Annotated in this window: 21 protein-coding genes; 14 read left to right on the plus strand and 7 right to left on the minus strand. The window is 52.4% G+C overall.

Annotation, left to right across the window (positions count from 1 at the left end; genetic code table 11):
• Genes galE through A0126_RS01880 form a run of 3 tightly spaced genes read left to right on the plus strand, consistent with a single transcriptional unit; the run spans position 1 to position 3,540 of the window.
• The gene (galE, locus tag A0126_RS01870; protein ID WP_088836201.1) at positions 1 to 993 is read left to right on the plus strand and encodes a UDP-glucose 4-epimerase GalE; all 993 of its coding nucleotides are present in this window, start codon (positions 1 to 3) and stop codon (positions 991 to 993) included.
• Between the two features lie 31 nt (positions 994 to 1,024).
• Entirely contained in the window at positions 1,025 to 2,521 is a 1,497-nt protein-coding gene (locus tag A0126_RS01875) for a UDP-glucose--hexose-1-phosphate uridylyltransferase (protein WP_088836202.1), read from the plus strand.
• Positions 2,518 to 3,540: an aldose epimerase family protein gene (locus A0126_RS01880; protein ID WP_088836203.1), complete on the plus strand. Its 1,023-nt coding sequence runs from the start codon at positions 2,518 to 2,520 to the stop codon at positions 3,538 to 3,540. Before A0126_RS01875 ends, A0126_RS01880 begins: the two co-directional genes overlap by 4 nt.
• Before the next feature lie 409 nt (positions 3,541 to 3,949).
• Here the strand turns inward: A0126_RS01880 and A0126_RS01885 are convergent, their stop codons facing one another.
• Genes A0126_RS01885 through A0126_RS01915 form a run of 7 tightly spaced genes read right to left on the minus strand, consistent with a single transcriptional unit; the run spans position 3,950 to position 10,775 of the window.
• The gene (locus tag A0126_RS01885) at positions 3,950 to 4,465 is read right to left on the minus strand and encodes a methylated-DNA--[protein]-cysteine S-methyltransferase (protein WP_088836204.1); all 516 of its coding nucleotides are present in this window, start codon (positions 4,463 to 4,465) and stop codon (positions 3,950 to 3,952) included.
• Positions 4,466 to 4,498: 33 nt separating this feature from the next.
• Complete coding sequence (locus tag A0126_RS01890) at positions 4,499 to 5,902, minus strand: dihydrolipoyl dehydrogenase family protein (protein ID WP_088836205.1); 1,404 nt, start codon at positions 5,900 to 5,902, stop codon at positions 4,499 to 4,501.
• Positions 5,903 to 7,108 carry a dihydrolipoamide acetyltransferase family protein gene (locus tag A0126_RS01895; RefSeq protein ID WP_088836206.1) on the minus strand — a complete coding sequence of 402 codons (1,206 nt, stop codon included), beginning with the start codon at positions 7,106 to 7,108 and terminating at the stop codon, positions 5,903 to 5,905.
• A 12-nt stretch (positions 7,109 to 7,120) separates the two neighbouring features.
• Positions 7,121 to 8,119 carry an alpha-ketoacid dehydrogenase subunit beta gene (locus A0126_RS01900; RefSeq protein WP_088836207.1) on the minus strand — a complete coding sequence of 333 codons (999 nt, stop codon included), beginning with the start codon at positions 8,117 to 8,119 and terminating at the stop codon, positions 7,121 to 7,123.
• A gap of 1 nt (position 8,120) precedes the next feature.
• Positions 8,121 to 9,173 carry a pyruvate dehydrogenase (acetyl-transferring) E1 component subunit alpha gene (gene pdhA / locus A0126_RS01905; RefSeq protein ID WP_088836208.1) on the minus strand — a complete coding sequence of 351 codons (1,053 nt, stop codon included), beginning with the start codon at positions 9,171 to 9,173 and terminating at the stop codon, positions 8,121 to 8,123.
• Positions 9,174 to 9,187: 14 nt separating this feature from the next.
• Positions 9,188 to 10,333 carry a Leu/Phe/Val dehydrogenase gene (locus A0126_RS01910; RefSeq protein ID WP_088836209.1) on the minus strand — a complete coding sequence of 382 codons (1,146 nt, stop codon included), beginning with the start codon at positions 10,331 to 10,333 and terminating at the stop codon, positions 9,188 to 9,190.
• Between the two features lie 46 nt (positions 10,334 to 10,379).
• Complete coding sequence (locus A0126_RS01915; RefSeq protein WP_088836210.1) at positions 10,380 to 10,775, minus strand: thioesterase family protein; 396 nt, start codon at positions 10,773 to 10,775, stop codon at positions 10,380 to 10,382.
• Between the two features lie 335 nt (positions 10,776 to 11,110).
• Between A0126_RS01915 and A0126_RS01920 the strand changes: the two genes are divergently transcribed.
• From A0126_RS01920 to A0126_RS01970, 11 genes are read left to right on the plus strand one after another with little or no spacing between them, the layout of a single operon-like run.
• Positions 11,111 to 12,412: a phenylacetate--CoA ligase family protein gene (locus A0126_RS01920; protein ID WP_088836211.1), complete on the plus strand. Its 1,302-nt coding sequence runs from the start codon at positions 11,111 to 11,113 to the stop codon at positions 12,410 to 12,412.
• Between the two features lie 20 nt (positions 12,413 to 12,432).
• Entirely contained in the window at positions 12,433 to 13,404 is a 972-nt protein-coding gene (gene paaA / locus A0126_RS01925) for a 1,2-phenylacetyl-CoA epoxidase subunit PaaA (protein WP_088836212.1), read from the plus strand.
• A 14-nt stretch (positions 13,405 to 13,418) separates the two neighbouring features.
• Positions 13,419 to 13,763: a 1,2-phenylacetyl-CoA epoxidase subunit PaaB gene (gene paaB, locus A0126_RS01930; protein ID WP_029332538.1), complete on the plus strand. Its 345-nt coding sequence runs from the start codon at positions 13,419 to 13,421 to the stop codon at positions 13,761 to 13,763.
• A complete protein-coding gene (paaC, locus tag A0126_RS01935; protein ID WP_088836213.1) occupies positions 13,760 to 14,545 on the plus strand; it encodes a 1,2-phenylacetyl-CoA epoxidase subunit PaaC in 786 nt (261 codons plus the stop codon). Before paaB ends, paaC begins: the two co-directional genes overlap by 4 nt.
• A gap of 13 nt (positions 14,546 to 14,558) precedes the next feature.
• A complete protein-coding gene (gene paaD / locus A0126_RS01940; protein WP_088836214.1) occupies positions 14,559 to 15,056 on the plus strand; it encodes a 1,2-phenylacetyl-CoA epoxidase subunit PaaD in 498 nt (165 codons plus the stop codon).
• A gap of 15 nt (positions 15,057 to 15,071) precedes the next feature.
• Positions 15,072 to 15,395, plus strand: coding sequence for an EthD family reductase (locus A0126_RS01945; RefSeq protein ID WP_029332541.1), 324 nt, complete (start codon positions 15,072 to 15,074; stop codon positions 15,393 to 15,395).
• Positions 15,373 to 16,149, plus strand: a complete 777-nt coding sequence (locus A0126_RS01950; protein WP_088836215.1) for an enoyl-CoA hydratase/isomerase family protein — start codon at positions 15,373 to 15,375, stop codon at positions 16,147 to 16,149. Before A0126_RS01945 ends, A0126_RS01950 begins: the two co-directional genes overlap by 23 nt.
• Before the next feature lie 16 nt (positions 16,150 to 16,165).
• Entirely contained in the window at positions 16,166 to 17,674 is a 1,509-nt protein-coding gene (locus tag A0126_RS01955) for an aldehyde dehydrogenase family protein (RefSeq protein WP_088836216.1), read from the plus strand.
• Between the two features lie 52 nt (positions 17,675 to 17,726).
• Entirely contained in the window at positions 17,727 to 18,596 is an 870-nt protein-coding gene (locus A0126_RS01960) for a 3-hydroxyacyl-CoA dehydrogenase (protein ID WP_088836217.1), read from the plus strand.
• Positions 18,593 to 19,801, plus strand: a complete 1,209-nt coding sequence (locus tag A0126_RS01965; protein ID WP_088836218.1) for an acetyl-CoA C-acyltransferase — start codon at positions 18,593 to 18,595, stop codon at positions 19,799 to 19,801. The genes A0126_RS01960 and A0126_RS01965 overlap by 4 nt, the downstream gene beginning before the upstream one ends.
• On the plus strand, positions 19,798 to 20,568 hold the full coding sequence (locus A0126_RS01970; RefSeq protein WP_088836219.1) for an enoyl-CoA hydratase-related protein: 771 nt from the start codon (positions 19,798 to 19,800) through the stop codon (positions 20,566 to 20,568). Before A0126_RS01965 ends, A0126_RS01970 begins: the two co-directional genes overlap by 4 nt.
• The last annotated feature ends 26 nt before the right edge of the window (positions 20,569 to 20,594 follow it).

The raw sequence follows: 20,594 nt of genomic DNA on the forward strand, positions 1-20,594 counted from the left end.
ATGGCAGTACTAGTTGTCGGTGGGGCCGGCTATATCGGCTCCCATGCGGTCTATCAGTTGATTGATGCTGGAAAAGACGTCGTCGTCATTGATCATTTACAGGCAGGTCACAAAAAGGCGGTCCATCCGCAAGCCCGTTTATACGAAGGAGATATTCGCGACCGGTCGTTCCTTGACCGTGTCTTTACAAAAGAGACGATTGAACAAGTCGTTCACTTCGCTGCCTTTTCGTTGGTCGGGGAGTCGATGGAACAACCATTAAAATACTTCAACAATAACGTCTACGGAACGGAAGTCTTACTCGAGGCAATGGTCGCACATGATATCAAACAAATCGTCTTCTCTTCGACGGCTGCGACATACGGTGAGCAAGAAACGATGCCGATTCTCGAGACGGCAATGACGAACCCGACGAATACGTACGGTGAAACGAAATTGATGATGGAGAAGATGATGAAATGGTGCGAACAAGCACATGGTCTTCGTTATGTGGCGTTACGTTACTTCAACGTCGCTGGAGCACGCGCGACAGGAGAAGTCGGAGAGGACCATACACCAGAGACACACCTTGTTCCACTTGTCCTTGAAGTCGCAAACAATCAGCGGTCTGTCATCTCGATTTATGGGGATGACTACGCGACGCCAGACGGGACATGCATCCGGGATTACATTCATGTCGAAGATTTGATTGATGCCCATATTCTCGCACTCGATTACTTACAACAAGGACACACGAGTGATGTCTTTAACCTCGGTTCGAGCAACGGATTTTCCGTCCGCGAAATCATCGAGGCGGCGCGCCGGGTGACGGGGCACCCGATTCCGGAACAAGTCGTCGCAAGACGTGCCGGTGATCCGAGTACGTTAATCGCAGGATCAGAAAAAGCAAAACGTGTTCTCGACTGGTCACCGCGTCGGACGGACATCGACCAAATCATCCGTGATGCCTGGAACTGGCACGAACGCCGTCCGAACGGCTATCAGACAACATAAGAGAGAGAATGGATTGAGGAGAGTGAAGGCGATGAATGAACACATCAAACGATTGATTGAGCAAGCGATTGCTGAACATCTGATTGACGCAGAAGATGAAATCTATGCGCGTAATCGAATTCTTGCGCTTGTCGGTCAGGCGGATTATACCGATCCAGGGACTGTTACAGCGGAACCGATTCCAGACATCCTCGAGGCGCTGGTGGAAGAAATGATTGCGTCCGGACGGCTTGCAGCACGACTCGATGAAAAAGAACGTTTCGCAGCTGAATTAATGGATGTGTTCGTCGATCGTCCTTCGACGATCACGACGACGTTCAATCAGCTCTACAAAGAAAATCCGGTGCACGCAACGGATTATTTCTATCAACTCAGTCAGGCGAGCAATTATATCCAGACGAAACGGATTGCGAAAAACATCCAGTACAAGGCAGCGACGGTTTACGGGGAAATTGATATTACAATCAACTTATCGAAACCGGAAAAAGATCCACGCGAAATTGCGGCAGCCCGGACAGAACCTGTTGCAGCATCGACCTATCCAACGTGTTTGCTTTGTGTCGAGAACGTCGGTTATGCCGGACGCAACAATCATCCGGCTCGGGCGAACCACCGGATCGTTCCGTTGACACTCCAAGGTGAGGATTGGGCATTGCAGTATTCGCCATACGTTTACTACAACGAACATAGCATCATTTTGTCGCAGGCGCATCGCGATATGGTAATCAACCGCGACGCCTTTGAACGATTACTGGAGTTCGTCGATCAATTCCCGCATTATTTTGCAGGGTCAAATGCTGATTTACCAATCGTCGGCGGTTCGATTTTGACGCACGATCATTACCAAGGCGGGCGTTATGAGTTCGCGATGGACCGAGCAACGATCCAAAGCCGGTTCGACTTGCCGCAACAACCGGATGTCAGTGGGCAAACGTTACACTGGCCGCTCAGCGTCATCCGCTTGAGTAGCCCTGATCGTCACCAGTTACTCGCTGCTGCCGATGATGTGTATACAGCCTGGCTGACGTATAGTGACGCGGAGCAGGAAATCATTGCGATGACAGACGGCGTCCGGCATAACACGGTGACACCGATTGCCCGGATGCGAAACGGCGTCTATGAACTCGATCTTGTCTTACGAAACAACCGGACCTCTGTCGAACATCCGGATGGCATTTTCCATACGCACGCGGACATCCACCACATCAAACGTGAAAACATCGGCTTGATTGAAGTGATGGGACTTGCGGTCTTACCAGCCCGGTTGCTTGAAGAACTAAAGCAGGTCGAACAGTTCATCGTCGGTGAAACGACGGACGTCTTGCCGGTACACCGGACTTGGGCAGAATCGTTGAAGCAACAGTACACCGGTCAACCGGTCACAGCTTACGTCGAACAAGCGGTGGCCGAAAAATTCGTCCGTGGACTCGAAGACTGCGGTGTCTTCAAACAGACGGAGGCAGGGCAGGCGGGACTTAACCGGTTCCTGCAGACGGTGACACATCAAGTGACAGGTGACCGGCGATGACGTACGAGACACATCAAACAGAAGACGCGCGACTCGTTCGGCACCGCTTGATGCAACCGGACATGGAAGTCGAGATATGGAATTACGGTGGCATCATCAATGACGTCCGGGTCAAAGATCGCTCGGGCAAGATGGAGAGTGTGGTGCTCGGCTTCGATACACTGGCCGCGTACAAAGAACATTCGCCGTATTTCGGAGCAATCGTCGGCCGGGTCGCCGGACGGATTGGGCAAGCCCGCTTTTCAATTGCTGAACAAACCTATCACCTTGCGGCAAATGACGGAACGAATCACTTACATGGCGGCACGCACGGCTTCGATCAAGTCTTCTTTGATGTCATCGAAGCAACGGAACAGCTGTTGCACTTACGGACGCTCAGTCCGGATGGTTGCGAAGGGTATCCCGGAAATGTAACCGTGGATGTCATCTACCGGCTAAACGGGACAGCATTGACGTTGTCGATTGAAGCAACGACGGATCAGACGACACCACTGAACGTGACGAATCATACGTACTGGAACCTGTCCGGGAACTTACAACGCGATATTCTGGATCATCAGTTGACGTTACCGAGTTCGACCTATCTACCGCTCGGATCCGATCTGCTACCGACGGGTGAATTCCGTGCGGTCGACGGAACGGTCCTTGATTTCCGGACAGGGCGGTCGATTCGCAGTGGCGCTGAATCGGAAAGTGAGGAGACGGTCAATGCCGGGAACGGTTATGATCATCCGTTCGTCTTAGACGAAGGGAGAGCGCAACTCATGGATCCGGTATCAGGACGAACGTTACAGATGACGACGAATCAGCCGGTCGTCGTCTTATATACGGGAACACAACTTTTGACCGACTATACGGTTCGCGGTGTCCCGTCCCGTCCGTCACTTGGTCTTTGCCTTGAGGCACAAGTTCATCCGAATGCTGTCAATGAATCCCATTTTCCATCGATTCTCATCGAACCGGGTGCGACGTACCAGTGGGAGACGACATATCAGTTTGGAATCAATAATGTAAACTGATATCGGAGGGGTGACGTCCCTCGTTTGAGTCATCCGCTGTTCATCTTTATATTCTTTTGATGAAGAACATGCTGAAGCAGGTGTCATCCGTTGATTCTCATGCGAGACGGAGACTCCTGCGGGAACAGCGGAATAGGTGAGACCCCCGAGGAACGTAAGTGACAAGGAGGCTCGCCTTCCGCCCGTGGAAAGCGAAGTCTCGCATGAGAATCAACAACCGCTTGATCGTTGACTTTTAGCTTGTCTCCATTTCATTTTGTTTTAATCTCGATGACTCATGCCTCAACCGAGAAAAACATATGAACAAAAGGCTAATTGTTCATCAACCGCGACGTAATGAACGCCGTGTCTACGAGAAAACCCGAGTGCTCCGCTTCTTGTTAGAAAACGGAGTCGCTCGGGTTTTCAATTACATTGAATTCGGACTGACTTCTTGCTCTAAGGCAAGCAAGCGGCGTTTCATGTTCAATCCACCCCAGTAGCCAATCAAACCACCATTTTTACCGACAATCCGGTGACAGGGGATGACTAACAGCAACCGGTTTTTCCCGATTGCCGTGCCGACTGCCCGGATGGCACGAGGGCGTGAGACGGCCGCTGCGATCTCGGAATACGTTGTAGTGTTTCCGTATGGAACAGCTTGCAATGCTTGCCAGACATCGAGCTGGAACGGTGTCCCGATCGGGTGAAGTGGCAATGTAAAGGCCGTCCGCTCTCCCTGCAAATAACCGAGCAGTTGCTCCCGGTACGGATTGATTCTTGAATCGTCAATTAAGACTTCAGCCCGTGGAAGATGCTTTCGTTTCCAGTCTTCAAAGAGTTCGGACGGTTCGTCAAACGCACCGACATAACAGAGACCGTCCGACGTCGCAGCAATCGGAAAGCAATGGTGTTCCCATTCAAGTTTCGTAAAGTAAAGTTCCATCGGGCATTGCTCCTTCAAAAACAAGTGGTGTGGTTACGTGTTCGAGAAGACAGCCTGTTGACGTGGTGGAAGATGGATTGCTTGTCCGACCAGTGCTTCGAGTGCTTCCGTCAAGGCTTCATTGCGACTCGGGTGTGCTTGGACCGGAAAACGTAAATCTTCTTGTTTCGCAGCCATTTCAAGGGCAAGCGCACATGTACCGGCGAGTTCAAGGGCACCGTCCCCAATCATATGAATGCCTAAAATCAGTGATGTCTTCGCGTCCGAGACGACTTTGATAAAACCGCTGGCCGCATCGATACTGCTCGCCCCGTTTGCCGTCAATGGAAACTGTCCGACTTGCACCGTGAACCCGCCTTCAGTGGCTGCTTGTTCCGTCAAGCCGATGGAAGCGATTGGCGGAAGTGAGCGGATGATTGTCGGGAAGTAAGGAATCGTCGTATCAGGTGAAGCGCCACCGAGATGTTCCGCCGTCCGTTTTGCTTCATGGATTGCCCGCGTCGCGAGTTGCGGACCAGGTGTTACGTCCCCAATCGCATAAATATGGGGGAAGTTTGTTCGACCAAGCGCATCTACGACTAGTGTTGCATCCTCGTTTAACGTCAGACCAAGCCGATCGACACCTAAATCAAGTGTATTGGCTACGCGTGGCAACGACTGGAAGAGGTAACTGGCCTGGACAGTTTTTTCTTGTTCAGCCTTGACGATTGTGACGTCGACGTGAGTATCCGCCGGTGTAATCGTCGTCACAGTGCCACTGACAAGTGTGATTTTTTGTTTTTTGAACGTCCGCTTCAATTCTTTTTCGAGACTTGTGTCGAACTCGAATCCGTCAGCAATCAACGTCACATCTGTCCCGAGTGCTTGAAAACTCATCGCTGCTTCAATCGCGATATAATCGTTCCCGATGATAATCAGACTGTCCGGTAACTCTTGTAATTGATACAGTTGTTCCGCGTTCAAGAGAACGGATGATTCTTCACGGATGCTGTGGCTGCCGGTTGCGATCACGATATCTTGAAAACGATACGTATCGAACTGATGTCCGTGTTCGACACCGATCCGGTCGTCTGAGAGGAAGGACGCGGATCCGGTTATATATTCAATATCATTTGCTTTACATAGCGCTTCGACGCCTTGGCGCAGCTTCGTCACGACTTGGTCCCGGTAGCTTGCTAACTGGCCGAAATCATGTGTCGTTTCGATGGAAAAGCCGAGTGCCGTCAAGTGTGAGAGACGTGTCCGCTCCTGCGCAGCATGCGCCAATACTTTCGACGGGATACATCCGACGTTCAAGCATGTTCCGCCGAGTCGTTCCCGTTCAATCAATGTGACGTTGCGTCCAAGCTGTTTCGCCCGAATCGCAGCTGTGTAACCAGCCGGTCCACCCCCGAGAATGAGGAGGTCACGCTCTTGTGTCAGTTCTCCTACGACCATTTAAATCAACTCCATTAATAAAGTAGTCGGTTGTTCAATCAGACCGGCGAAGCGATTCGTAAAGGCGACGGCCGTCGCTCCGTCCGCGACACGGTGATCAAACGACATCGAGACGTTCATCATCGAGCGGACGACGATTTGATCGTTTTCATCGACGCAAGCCCGTTTTTTTGTTTTATGAAAAGCGATCAGGGCGGTCTCCGGATAGTTGATGATGGGCGTCGCACCGGTACTACCGAGCGGTCCGACATTACTCATCGTAAACGTGCTCGCTTTTAAGTCGCCCGCCCGCAACTCGTTTGTTTTCGCCCGTGTGTGCAGTCCGGCGAGTTGTTCATGTAGCAGGCGGAGTGAGAGCTGGTCGGCTTGACGGACGACAGGGACGATTAAGCCGTCTTCCGTTTCCGTCGCGATGCCGATATGGTACTCCTGCTCTAAAATGATTTGATCATTGGCTTCATCCAGTTTGGCATTGAAGACCGGGAAGTCTTTTAAGGCGACGACAAGTGCCTTGACGAAGAAGGCGTTGACACTGATCGGTGTCCCGTTCGCTTTTAGTTCTGCCCGCAGCACGAGGAGACGAGTCATGTCGATTTCTTCAAAGTGCGTGACATGAGGAATCGTAAAGAGCGATTGCGTCATCTTCTTCGCAATCTGTTTGCGGATCCCGCGAAACGGTAACGTCGTCGGAGTAGCTGGCGGTGTGACCGCCTCAGGAGCCGTGACGGCTTCAGGCCGGACAGGTGACGCGGATTCTCGACTTGTGACGAACTGCAAAACATCCTCTTCCGAAACGCGTCCGGATGGGTCCGATGCGGGTACTTGTTCGATATCAATTCCGTGATCGCGAGCGATTTTTCGTGTGTACGGTGTCGCGAGGACACGGCGCGTCTGTATGGCAAGCGGTGTTCGCGCGTTCACGGCAGGACGCGATGGCTCGGTGACGGTTTCGCGTGTTGCCGCTTCCTCGTCACCGGATTCAATCAGGAGGAGTGTCGTTCCGACAGTGACGGTCTGTCCAACCGGAATTAAGATGTCTTTGATGACGCCGGAAATCGGTGCCGGCAGTTCAGCGACCATTTTATCGGTCGACACTTCGACAACCGGTTGATCAAGCGTCACGTGATCACCGATTTTGACGAGATAATGGGCGATTTCACCTTCCGTCATGCCTTCTCCGACATCATGTAGTTTCACTTCAGTCATAAACTCAGCTCCTTAGAAGTCGACCGTACGCGTAATCGCTTCAAGTACGCGGGCGGGTGTCGGAATATAGTGATCCTCTAGTGCGAACAACGGGACGGGAACATCAAATCCGGTCACGCGGGCAATCGGTGCCCGTAAGTAGAGGAAGGATGTGTCATTAATCAAAGCAATCAAGTCTGTCCCGAGACCGCCCATCGCGTGGGCCTCGTGGACGATGACGGCCCGTCCTGTTTTTTGGACGGAGGCAGCGATCGTCTCTTGATCGAGCGGATAAAGTGTCCGCAGGTCGAGCACTTCACAAGAGAGACCTTGTTTTTCTGCCTGTGCTGCTGCTTTTTGAGCGACTTGCACCATTCCACCCCAGGCAATCAACGTGACGTCGGTCCCTTCCGAGACGATGTTCGCTTTACCGATTTCAATCGTATAGGCTTCATTTGGGACGGGTTCCTTGAAAGCGCGATAGCTCCGCATCGACTCGAGGAACAGAACGGGATCGGGGTCATCGATCGCAGCAAGTAACAGTCCTTTGGCATCGTAAGGCGTCGCAGGGCAGACGACCTTGAGTCCTGGCATCGAGGTGAATAAACTTTCCGTGCTGTCCGAATGAATTTCCGGGGCGCGGATTCCGGCACCATACGGCGCACGAATGACCATCGGTACGCTGTAGCGTCCCATCGTCCGCATCCGAATGCGCGAGACGTGGGTCATGATTTGTTCATAAGCCGGATAAATGAACCCGAGAAATTGAATTTCGACGATCGGTTTAAAGCCATTGACGGCAAGTCCAACCGAGGTCCCGACAATCCCCGCTTCACTGAGTGGGGTGTCGATGACACGGTCCTCGCCGAATTCGGCTTGCAGTTCGTCCGTTGCCCGGAAGACACCGCCGTTTTTCCCGACATCTTCGCCGAGGACAAGCGTCGTGTCGTCGGTCGCTAATTTAATGCGTAATGCATCCGTGACGGCTTGGATGAGCGTCATGTCGGTTTGCTGATTGATTGGTGTCGCCATGTTAGTTCCCCCTCGCAGTCAGGTAAGCGGTTTTTTGACGCGCGACGTCTGCTGGCAACGTCGCATAGGTATGATCGAACAGGTCATCGATTGCCGGTGGCTTGAAGGCTTCCATCGCTTTGACGGCCTCCTCGACCTCCGTTTGGTGACGTTTCCGGATTGCATCGATTTCCGTCTCGTCGTAAAACTCTTGCGTACGCATGAACTGTTCGAGGCGTTCGAGCGGATCGACACGGTCGCGCGACCGTTCTTGATCGCGGTACTTCGACGGGTCATCCGCTGTCGTATGGGCACCGAACCGCCATGTGACGGCCTCGATCAATGTCGGTCCCTGACCGTTCCGTGCGCGGGCGACAGCTTCTTGCATCGTGAAGTAGACGGCAAAGGCATCGTTTCCATCAATCCGGACGCTCGGCATGCCGTAAGCGAGTGCTTTTTGGGCGATGGTCTCCGAGTGCATCTGCTTCTGGATCGGGACAGAAATCGCATAACCGTTATTTTGGTTGAACAGAATGACCGGTGCCTGGAAGACACTTGCGAAGTTCATCCCCTCATGGAAGTCACCTTCAGACGTCGCCCCGTCTCCGAAATAGGCAACGGAGACGGCGGACGTTCCTTTTCGTTTTTCCGCCCAAGCGGCACCGACCGCATGGGGGATTTGTGTGGCAATCGGAACGGCAGGGGGGAAGATATGCAAGTCATCCGTCGGGACACACCCCTCGACCCGTCCGTTCCAGTAAAGGAGTGTCCGGACCATATCGGCACCGAATGTCAATGTCGCCCCGTGATCACGGTACGTCGGAAAAATCCAGTCCGTGTCGTTTAACGCCAGGGCACTGCCGACTTGAGCCGCTTCCTGTCCTTCGAACGGGGCATAGGTTCCAAGCCGTCCTTGGCGTTGCAAGTTGATCGCTTTTCGGTCGAATGTCCGAATCCGGTTCATGTGCGTGAATAACTGTAACGCTAATTCTTTCGTCAAAGCGTCTCGTTTCGTCTCGTCGACGATTTGACCGGCATCGTCGATGATACGTTGAATCGGGAATTGTGATTCCATCTCGTCCACCTCCATCAAGATTGATTGCGAATGTTCCACTTTGGTTTCGTTGTATTCGTGAAGATATTATTGTGGCGGGCGCGGACGTGAATCCGTTTGTCACACATCCGGTTTGCGGCTTCGAGTGTCGTGATTGACTCGGCACGTGATTGTCCGAATACTTCCAGGACGGCATCGTAAATGTGGCGTGTTTTCAGGAGGACTCGTTCATGATTGGCTCCGTACAGTTCATCTGCGACTTGAATCAGACCACCGCCATTGACGATGTAATCAGGGGCATAAAGGATGCCGCGCTGCATCAATTCTTCAGCGAGCGAATCGTCTGCGAGCTGATTGTTTGCTGAACCGCAGATTGCCTTACATGGAAGACTTGCGATGTTATCCGCACGGATGACACCGCCGTAGGCACAAGGGACGAAGACATCGGCATCCGTCAGGTGAATCTCGTGTGGGGCAACAACATGAACCGTTCCCGGTGTCATCTCGGCTTCTTTGACGATCGAGGCGAGTGCTGCTTCGTTAATGTCCGAGACGTACAGATTGGCACCAGCATGTAAAAGTTGTTCTGCGACCTTATAACCGACTTTTCCGAGTCCTTGGACGGCGTAAGAGGCACGACTCAAGTCGTCCGATCCGAACAGGCTCTCAATCGTTGCACGTAATCCATTGACGACACCTTCAGCAGTTGGAATCGACGAATCACCACTCCCGCCAAAGGCTTCCGGGATGCCGACGATCCGTGAGGTTTCGCGACTCGCATGGACGAAGTCGTCCATCGTCGTCCCCATGTCCGTCCCCGTATAGAAACGTCCGCCTAACGAATCGACGAATCGACCGAAAGCACGAAACATTTCCGGCGTTTTGTCCGTTGCCGGATTACCGATGATGACAGCTTTCCCTCCGCCGAAATCGACGTCGGCAGCGGCGCATTTATAGGTCATGCCGCGCGACAGACGCAAGACATCGTCCAGTGCTTCATCGACGGTCGCATACGGTGCCATACGACAACCGCCGAGTGCCGGACCAAGTGTCGTATCATGAATCGCGATGATGGCTTGAAGTCCCGAAATCGGATCGTTACAAAAGATGACCTGCTCGTGTCCTGCGATTTTTTCCATGATTGATAAAGATGTGTTTGTAGATGGATTGATCATGTTCATGTCAAAGCCTCCTTGGATTTCTAAGTAAGCGCTTTCATTTTTTAGTTTAAAAAACGTGTGTCGTCAACTTGTCCTCAATAAATCGTTTATCCAAAATGATTTGCGTGACTTCGCCGACGCCGATCAACCCGTGTTCGTTCGTGACGTCGATTTTTGTCCGGACGCGGTTGTCCCGCAGTTCTGTCACCGTCGCTATGATGCTGACCTGTGATCCGAGTGGTGCCATATTCAGATGTTTTACGTTGACTGCTCCCCCGACGCCTTCTTCTGACGATTCCAGATAAGGGAGGATGATTTTGCGGGCGGCCCACTCCATATGATAAACCATCGACACAGTGGAGTAGGCGGGATGGACGACGGTTCCTTCGAACTGTGCGAACATCTCTTCCGTGACGGTCGTTTCGACGCGTGCCGTCTGACCAAGGGCTAAACCAGGTTTCATAGAATCCTCCTCTATCTTCAAAACATATCTGTTTCTCTCCAAGTGGTCTTACCAAAAATAGTATAACACTTGTCACACGATATTTTATCAATCAGTTACAAAATGAGCAAACCATTTCAGAAATTTTTTCCAAACAGTAGTATGTTATGCCGTTTTATGATGGTGAAAAGACCTTAAATCCGAAAAATGACGAAGATTCGATTGGGTGACGAAAGATATGGGAGCTTTTAACAAAATGAATCATTGACAACATTGTGAACGTATCGTAGGTTTAACGTATAACTAAATTTAAACGGGCGTATTTTTATTGTGTTAAATGAATGGGGAGGTGCGCTATGTTTTATGATGAGGCACTTGAGACGATGACGCATGAAACACGACAACGACTGCAACTCAATCGTTTACGTGAAACGGTCCGGTATGCGATGGAACGTGTGCCGTTTTACCGGAAACGTTTTGAGGAAGCCGGGCTTGATGCTGTTGCCTTTGATCAGCTAGAAGATATTCAAAAACTTCCGTTCACCGGAAAAAGTGATTTACGTGAGAACTATCCGTTCGGGCTGTTTGCCGTCAAACAAGAAGAGGTTGCGCGCATTCACGCCTCGTCCGGAACGAGCGGCAAAGCGACGGTCGTCGGGTACACGCAGGAAGATTTGGACGACTGGGCAGGTGCCGTCGCACGTGGTCTCGTCATGGCAGGTGCAAAACGGACGGATTTGTTGCATAACGCGTATGGTTATGGACTGTTCACGGGTGGGCTCGGTTTACATGCCGGAGCAGAAAAACTCGGGATAACGGTCGTCCCCGTATCAGGCGGGAATACGGATCGGCAAATCACATTGATCGAAGACTTCAAACCGGCAGGGATTTGCGGTACACCTTCTTATGTGCTGCGCCTTGCAGAACGGATGGAAGAGCGGGGCATCAATCCCCGGGCAACGGGCTTACGTTATGGAATTTTCGGAGCTGAACCGTGGTCGGAAGAAATGCGTCGGACGCTCGAAGAAAAATTGAATATTACTGCACTTGATATTTACGGACTGAGCGAAATCATGGGTCCGGGCGTCGCAATCGAATGTCCAGCGCAACAGGGATTACACATCATGGATGACTTGTTCATCACGGAAGTCATTGATCCCAGCACGGGGGAACCGTTACCAGAAGGGATGGTCGGGGAACTCGTTTTTACAAGTTTAAAAAAGAAAGCGCTTCCAATTATCCGCTACCGAACGGGGGACCTCGCTTCGATTACACGTGAAACATGTGCTTGCGGTCGAACGACGACCCGGATGTCCCGGATTACAGGACGAACGGATGACATGATGATCATCCGCGGTGTCAACGTCTTCCCGTCGGAGATTGAACGTGTCCTATTGAAACAAGATGGTGTCACACCACATTATCAAATTCATCTCGTCAAACGACATGGACTTGATGCGATCGAGCTGCACGTCGAGCTCGAAGAACAGACGCAGCAGGAAGCAGTCATGCGAACCGTCTGTGAAGCCATCAAATCAGAATGCCTGATTTCGATTGAAATGATCTGTCACCCGCGGTATGGCGTCACCCGTTCAGAAGGAAAAGCAGAGCGGATTGTCGATCGTCGGACCGAAACGTCGGATAAAGAACCTGTTTAAGACAAGAGGAGGAACTCAACATGTACGATGCAACACACTTGTTCGAACCGGAAGTCATGACGGAAGATGAAAAGCTCGCCCGGTTCACGGAACGAATCGAGAACGGTGAAAAGATTGAAGCCGATGACTGGATGCCTGCGTTTTACCGCGATACGTTAATCAAATTGATTTCGATGCACGGAATCAGCGAAATCATGGGCGCCTTACCAGAGAAGGAATGGGTCCCGAAAGCCCCGTCCCTCCGGCGAAAACTTGGGATCATGGCGAAAGTCCAGGATGAAATGGGGCACGGACAACTGTTGCTCCGCGTCGTCGAGGATTTGATGAAACCGTACGGGAAAACGCGCGGTGATTTGATGGATGACCTGTTTACGGGACGTCTGAAGTTTCACAACGTCTTCCACATGCCGACCCGTACGTGGGCAGATGCCGGAACGATCGGTTGGCTCGTTGATGGTGCAGCAATCATCACCCAGACGAACATGTTAGGGGCGTCATACGGTCCGTATGCCCGTGCCTTACAACGAATTTGTGCGGAAGAAGTGTTCCATGCGCAGCATGGTGAATCAATCATCATGGCACTTGCTGAAGGAACACCCGAACAAAAAGCGATGATTCAGGAATCACTGGATGAATGGTGGGAGTCGCTCTTGATGTTCTTCGGTCCGGCGACAAAAGAAACGACCGGAACATCGAAACAAGACATCACGATTGCCTATAAGATTCGGACGAAGACAAACGAAGAACTCCGCCAAAATTTCTTTACGAAGTATGTCCCGCGGATTCAATCGCTTGGACTGGTCATTCCGGATCCAACGCTCCGTTTTGACGAAGAATCGGGACAATGGATTTATGCCCAGCCCGATTGGTCGGAGTTTAAGAAAATCATTCAAGGCGGAGGACCGCGTTCGAAGGAGCGTCTCGCCTTACGCCGGACGTCTTATCAAAATAACGCGTGGGTCCGTGAAGCGTTGGCCAAGACGATGGCATGAAGGAGGGGAACGACATGACGGAAACATTTTATCAGGAGTTCGAAGTGTTTAGTAAACGGACGCCGAACGCCGCGTTCACGCATCAATTCAGCTTGCTTGCACCAAACAAGGAAATGGCGTTACTGATGGCGCAAGAAAACTTCATGCGCCGCGAACCGGTCGTCGACATTTGGGTCGTCAAACGGACGGACGTCCGCGGCCTGACTCCGGACGAAAAGCAGATGTTGACGCGACTCGATAACAAGGATTACCGGACGACGAAAGGGTACGGCTACTTGAAGAAAAAGTGGCGCCATTATGAACAGCAGATGCTCGACGAAAAAGAAATCATGTCTTGGCAGGGAGGCGACTCGAAATGACGGAGCAAGAACGGACAGCGCTCGCAGCGTTACTGTATCAGTTAGCGGATGACGATTTTCTTTATGCGTTCCGCGGCTCGGAATGGCTTGGTCTGGCACCGCATATCGAAGAAGATGTTGCGTCCTCATCCATTGCCCAGGATTCGATGGGACACGCGGCGATGTATTATCAGTTGCTCGAAGAGTTAGGGGAGGGGAAGGCGGACGCATTGGCACACGTCCGACTGGCGCATGAACGGAAAAATTCGATTCTCGTCGAACGGGTCAACGGTCCCGGATACTACATGGAGACACCGGAATATGACTGGGCGTATGCCGTCGTCCGGAACTACTGTTACACGCTGGCGAAAAAAATCCGCATCGATGCTTTAAAAAACAGCAGCTATGCCCCACTCGCGGCAGCCGCTGTCAAAATCAATATGGAATTGTACTATCACCTGCTCCACTGGCAAACGTGGTTCACGCAACTTTATCAAGCGACTCCGACGGCACGTCAAAAGATGGATGCGGCACTCGAACAAGTGCTGGCGGACTTCGGCGACATGTTTGATTACGGGGAGCACGGTGACGTGATTGAAGAGATGCGATTGATTGAAGGGCAAGGCATCTTACTTGATCGGTGGTATCAGACATTGACGCCGACGCTCGTCGAGTTGGATGTCACGTTACCGGAGATGCGGATGTCAGCCAATGGTCGCAACGGTGAACATTCGGCTGACTTGAACGATGCCTTGTCGACGCTCGGAGAAGTCTACTTGATTGACCAGTCCGCCGTATGGTGAGGAGGGATGCGTCATGACGACGCTTGCGTTACAACAAGAAATCCAGGCCGCGCTCGATACCGTCAAGGATCCGGAAATCGATGCCGTCAGCATTCTTGATCTCGGTATGTTCGACAAGATGGAGTTGACGGAATCTGCGACCGGTTACGCGATTCGGGTGACGTTGCTTCCGACATTCCTCGGATGTCCGGCACTCGACATCATCAAAAAAAATACGATTGCAGCACTCGAGCAAATTACGGCGTTACAAACAATCGACGTCGTCTTCATCTTTGACCCGCCGTGGACGTCGGACCGGATCACTGAGCAGGGCATCGAGGGACTGAAGTCATTCGGGATTGCACCACCACGCGTCGTCGACGGATCTTGGGAAATTGATTGTCCGTACTGTGGTTCGACGTTCGTATCGATCGAAAACCTCTTTGGTCCGACGGCATGTCGCAGCATTCTGTACTGTAAAACGTGTAAAAATCCATTCGAGGCGATGAAACCCGTCTCTACTCTCATGTGAAGGAAGGTAATTGATATGGTAAAACTAATCGCGCTTTATAAACACCCGGAGAACAAGGAACAGTTTGACGAGCACTACTTCAATGTTCATGGTCCGATCACGGCTAAAATTCCCGGCTTACAAGAGATGACCGTGACGAAAATCGTTGGTTCACCGATGGGTGGCGAAGGAAAATATTATTTGATGTGTGAAATGGTCTACGAAAGTCACGAGACGATGCAGGCCGGTATGCGTTCACTTGAAGGGAAAGCATCCGGGAAGGACTTGATGAGCTTCGCTGGGGATCTCGTCACATTGATGATTGGTGAAGAAGTCCATGCCGATGCAACAGTACGTTAAAACAGCGATTGATGGAACGGTCGGACGCGTCATTCTCAATCGTCCGGAGCGCTACAACGCCCTCAACCGGGCAATGATTCGTGAAATTGTCGAAGCGATGGAGCAGTTCGACCGCGACGAAACGATTGGTGCCATCGTATTGAGTGGCGCCGGAAAATCATTTTCTGCCGGGGCAGACATCGACGAGATGGTAGAGGCAACACCGATTTCGATGGAACTCCTGGACCCTTTCGCCGATTGGGATCGCATCAGCCGGTTGAAGAAACCGCTGCTCGCTGCCGTTCACGGCTACGTCCTGGGTGGCGGGTTTGAACTGGCACTTGCCTGCGATTTAATTTATGCAACAGATACGACACGGTTCGGTTTCCCGGAAGTCAATCTTGGTGTCATGCCGGGAGCAGGCGGAACACAGCGACTGACGAAACGGATCGGCCGGACACGTGCCCTCGAATGGTTATGGACGGGGGAGCAGATGACAGCAGATCAAGCGGAGCGTTTTGGCCTCGTCAACCGACTCGTCGAAGCCGACCGACTCGAAGCGACGGTATTGACCGTTGCCCACCGGATTGCGGCGCAACCGAAGATGTCGGTCCGCCTGATTAAGGATGCCGTCGATAAAGCCGGCGACTTGTCGATTCAGGACGGAATGGAACACGAGCGGAGAAATTTCTACTTGTTATTTGCGACAGACGATCAAACGGAAGGCATGCAAGCCTTTCTCGAAAAACGTCAACCTACATTCAAAGGAAACTAAAAAGGGAGTGGATGTCATGTCAACGGTACACGAAAAAACAATCGAAATGAAACGGTCGGTCTACCACCTCGTCATCAATGGGGAACAAGTCGAAGGCACGACAGGCGAGACGTTTAAGACCTATAACCCGGCGACCGGCGAAGTCTTGGCAGAAGTGGCGAAAGCGTCCAAAGAAGATGCCGACCGTGCCGTCAAAGCAGCACGTGAGGCGTTTGACCATGGCAAATGGAAGATGTGGCCAGTTGGTCGTCGTGCGCAAATCCTGAACAAAATCGCAAGCATCATGCGGTCGCGCTTCAATGAAATCGTGGAACTCGAGATTCTCGATACCGGAAAATCGTTAGCGGCTGCGCAAGGACAAGTCACGCAGGCAATCGAAGACTTCGAATTTTATGCCGGGGCGATCGTCGGTCACCGCGGTGTCGTCAATAACGTGCCGGGACAATTCCACAACTACACAGAAAAAGAAGCAGTCGGTGTTTGTGCCCAAATCATTCCATGGAACTATCCGTTGATGATGGCTGTCTGGAAAGTCGCACCAGCGATCGCGGTCGGTTGTTCCGTCGTCATCAAACCGGCAACGCTGACGCCGCTGACTGCCATCATTCTCGGAGAAATTTGTCTGGAAGCCGGTGTCCCGGCAGGCGTCGTCAACGTCATTCCGGGATCAGGACGCGAAATCGGAAACCATCTCGTCGAGCATCCGCACGTCGATAAAGTAGCCTTCACCGGTTCAACACCGGTCGGAAAAGACATCATGGGTCGGGCATCCGAGACACTGAAGCGTGTCACGCTCGAGCTCGGCGGCAAGTCACCGAACATCGTCTTTGAAGATGCGGATATCACGGCTGCTGTCGACGGCTCATTGTTCGGCATCTTCTATAACAGCGGTCAATCGTGTGAGGCACGGTCACGTCTTTACGTCCATGAAGACATCTACGAAACATTCATGGAACAATTCGTCGCGAAGACAAAGCAACTTGTCCTCGGGAACCCGTTCGATAAAGGGACACATGTCGGGGCAATCATTGATCAACAGCAACTCGATGTCATCGACGGGTACGTCCAATCGGCAAAAGCGGACGGGGCCACGATCCTTGCGGGCGGTCAAGTCGAACAGGTCGAAGGATTCGAAAAAGGTTTCTGGTATGCACCGACGATCATCACGGACGTCACGCAGGACATGAAGGCAGTCCAGGAAGAAATCTTCGGACCGGTCGTCGTCGTTATGCCATTCAAAGATGAAAAAGAAGCAGTCCGTCTCGCGAACGATACGGAATTTGGTCTCGGTTCAGCGGTCTGGACGAAGGACGGGGCGCGGGCGACACGAGTCGCGAACCAAATCAAAGCCGGGATCGTCATGGTTAACTGTCCGTTCTCCGCGTTCCCGGGTACGCCGTTCGGTGGCTACAAACAATCCGGTTTCGGTCGTGAACTCTGTATCGAAACGCTTGATTTATATACGGAAACGAAAAGTATCTTATCGTATTACGGAAGCCGTCCGCTTAATCCGTTCGGACTGTAAACACCAACGTGCGGACGCGAGTCCGCACATTTTTTTATAAGGAGGAATTCAGATGATTAATCAGATTGTCGTTGTTGGATCAGGCGTCATGGGGCGCGGAATCGCCTACGTCGCAGCCGCAAAAGGATTCGAAGTCACACTCGTCGATATCGAAACTGCCTTGCTCACTTCTGCCAAACAGGAGTTGGAACGGATTGCCGAAAAAGGAATCGTCCGCGGGAAGATGTCGGCGGATGAAGTCGAACAACTGTTTTTGCACCTTCGTTTTTCAACAGACTTAACAGCGGCCGCAGCAGACGCCGATCTCGTGATTGAAGCCGTTCCGGAACGGCTCGAGATTAAACAGTCCGTCTTCCGGACGATTGAAGCCGCAGCCCGCCCGGCATGTTTTTTCGCGACGAACACGTCGACGATGAGCCCGACGGAAATCGCCTCGTTCACGATGCGACCGGACCGTGTCATGGCGATGCATTTCTTTAATCCGGTTCATCTGATGCCGCTTGTCGAACTCGTCCGTGGACTTGAGACGTCGGATGAGACCGTGACGGCGCTGACGGACGTCGCCGAACGGATGGGGAAAGAAACGGTCGTCATTCAGGAGTTCCCGGGGTTCGTCACGTCACGGATCAGTGCGCTCGTCGGTAACGAAGCCTTCTACATGCTACAAGAAGGACTTGGAACGCCGGAAGAAATCGATAAGGCGATCAAGCTCGGGTTGAATTATCCGATGGGACCGTTCGAACTGGGAGACTTAGTCGGGCTCGATACCCGTCTGCATAATTTACGTTACTTACATGAGAAGCTCGGAGAAAAATACCGTCCGGCTCCATTGCTCGAGCAATACGTCAAAGCGGGACGGCTCGGTCGTAAGACGGGACGCGGAGTATATGACTATGCGAAAAGCGGGGTGAAGGCACCATGAGGCGTGTCGCAATCATCGATGCCGTCCGGACACCGATCGGACGGTACAATGGGGCGTTGAAAGACGTCCGTCCGGATGACTTAGGAGCAGTCGTCATCGAAGCCTTACTCGCCCGTAATACACAAGTTGCCCCTGAAACAATCGAAGAAGTCATTTTCGGCAACGCGAACCAAGCGGGGGAAGACAATCGGAATGTCGCCCGGATGTCGGGCTTACTTGCCGGTTTACCGGTCAGCGTCGGCGGAACGACGATGAATCGGCTATGCGGTTCCGGACTTGATGCTGTCATCGCAGCCGCACGGGCGATTGCCTTAGGCGAAGGCGACGTCTATATCGCCGGCGGGACGGAAAGTATGACGCGTGCTCCATTCGTGATGGGGAAACCGGATGCGGCGTTCCCGCGTGGCAATCAAACGTTATACGATACGACAATCGGCTGGCGGTTCGTCAATGAACGGCTGGCCGAAACATACGGAACCGACTCGATGCCGGAAACGGCGGAGAATGTCGCGTCGCGTTACGGAATCAGCAGGGACGCCCAGGACGACTTCGCGTATACAAGCCAGTTCCGGGCAAAACAAGCAATCAACAGTGGGCGTTTTGAGGACGAGATTGTTCCTGTTCGTTACGCAAATAAACGGGGAGCGATGCTTGAGGTCAGTCAAGATGAACATCCGCGCCCGGAGACGACGCACGAGAAGCTCGGCACATTGCGCCCGTTGTTTCCAAACGGAACGGTCACGGCGGGGAATGCGTCAGGTGTCAATGATGGTGCATCAGCCTTGCTGTTGATGAGTGAGGAACACGCACGCGAGCTTGGACTGACGCCGCTCGGGTTTTACCGGGCAAGTGCGACGGCAGGTGTCGAACCTGCCGTCATGGGGATTGGTCCGATTGACGCGACGAAAAAAGCGTTACGGCGCGCAGGACTGACGATCGAGCAACTCGACCTGATTGAACTGAATGAAGCATTTGCCGCACAAAGTTTAGCCTGTATCCATGAACTTGGTCTGGATGCGGAAAAGGTCAATGTCAACGGAGGGGCGATCGCTTTCGGTCATCCACTCGGTGCAAGTGGTGCCCGGATTTTGACGACCTTGTTGCATGAAATGAAGCGGACGAACCGGACATACGGGCTGGCGACGATGTGTGTCGGGGTCGGACAAGGAATCGCCTTGATAGTCGAACGGGAGGGACTGACATGATTCATTTTGAACGAAGTGGACAACTTGCGCTGATTCGGATTGATCGTCCGGAACGGATGAATTGTTTTGATTATCCGACGCTGGTCGAGCTACAGGAACTTGTGGATGCCGTCAAAACGGACGAATCGGTCCGGGTCGTCGTATTTACCGGGACAGGGAAAGCATTTAGTGCCGGTGCTGACTTAAAAGAGCGGGTGACACTGAATGAAACAGAAGTCCGTCGGAATGTGCTGGCAATCCGTGAAGTCTTTGCGAGCATCGCGGCGTTGCCTCAACCGACGATTGCAGCAGTTAACGGTCACGCGCTTGGCGGGGGATTTGAGTGGATGCTTGCCTGCGATTTCCGGATCATCGTCGACGGCGCGTTGGTCGGTCTGACGGAAACGAGCTTTGGTATCATCCCGGGAGCGGGTGGAACACAACGCCTTCCGCGTCTGATTGGGGAGACACGGGCGAAAGAACTGATCTTTACGGCGAAGAAAATTGATGCCGAGACGGCAGAACGATACGGGCTCGTCTCGCAAGTCGTCGCGACAAAGGATGCGTTGTTACCGGCTTGCTTTGAACTTGCAGCAGCGATGCTCCGCAATGGGCCGATTGCCATTCGTCAGGCGAAACAAGCGATCGACGGCGGAATGGATGTGTCGCTCGCTGACGGCTTACGACTTGAAACGGAAGCCTATGAGGCAGTCATACCGACCGAGGACCGGCTTGAAGCACTCCGCGCCTTTGCTGAGAAGCGAACACCGCAGTTTCAAGGGAGATGAGGATGGTCGCCACCTGAAATAACACG

The sequence above is a fragment of the Exiguobacterium sp. N4-1P genome (assembly GCF_002214325.1).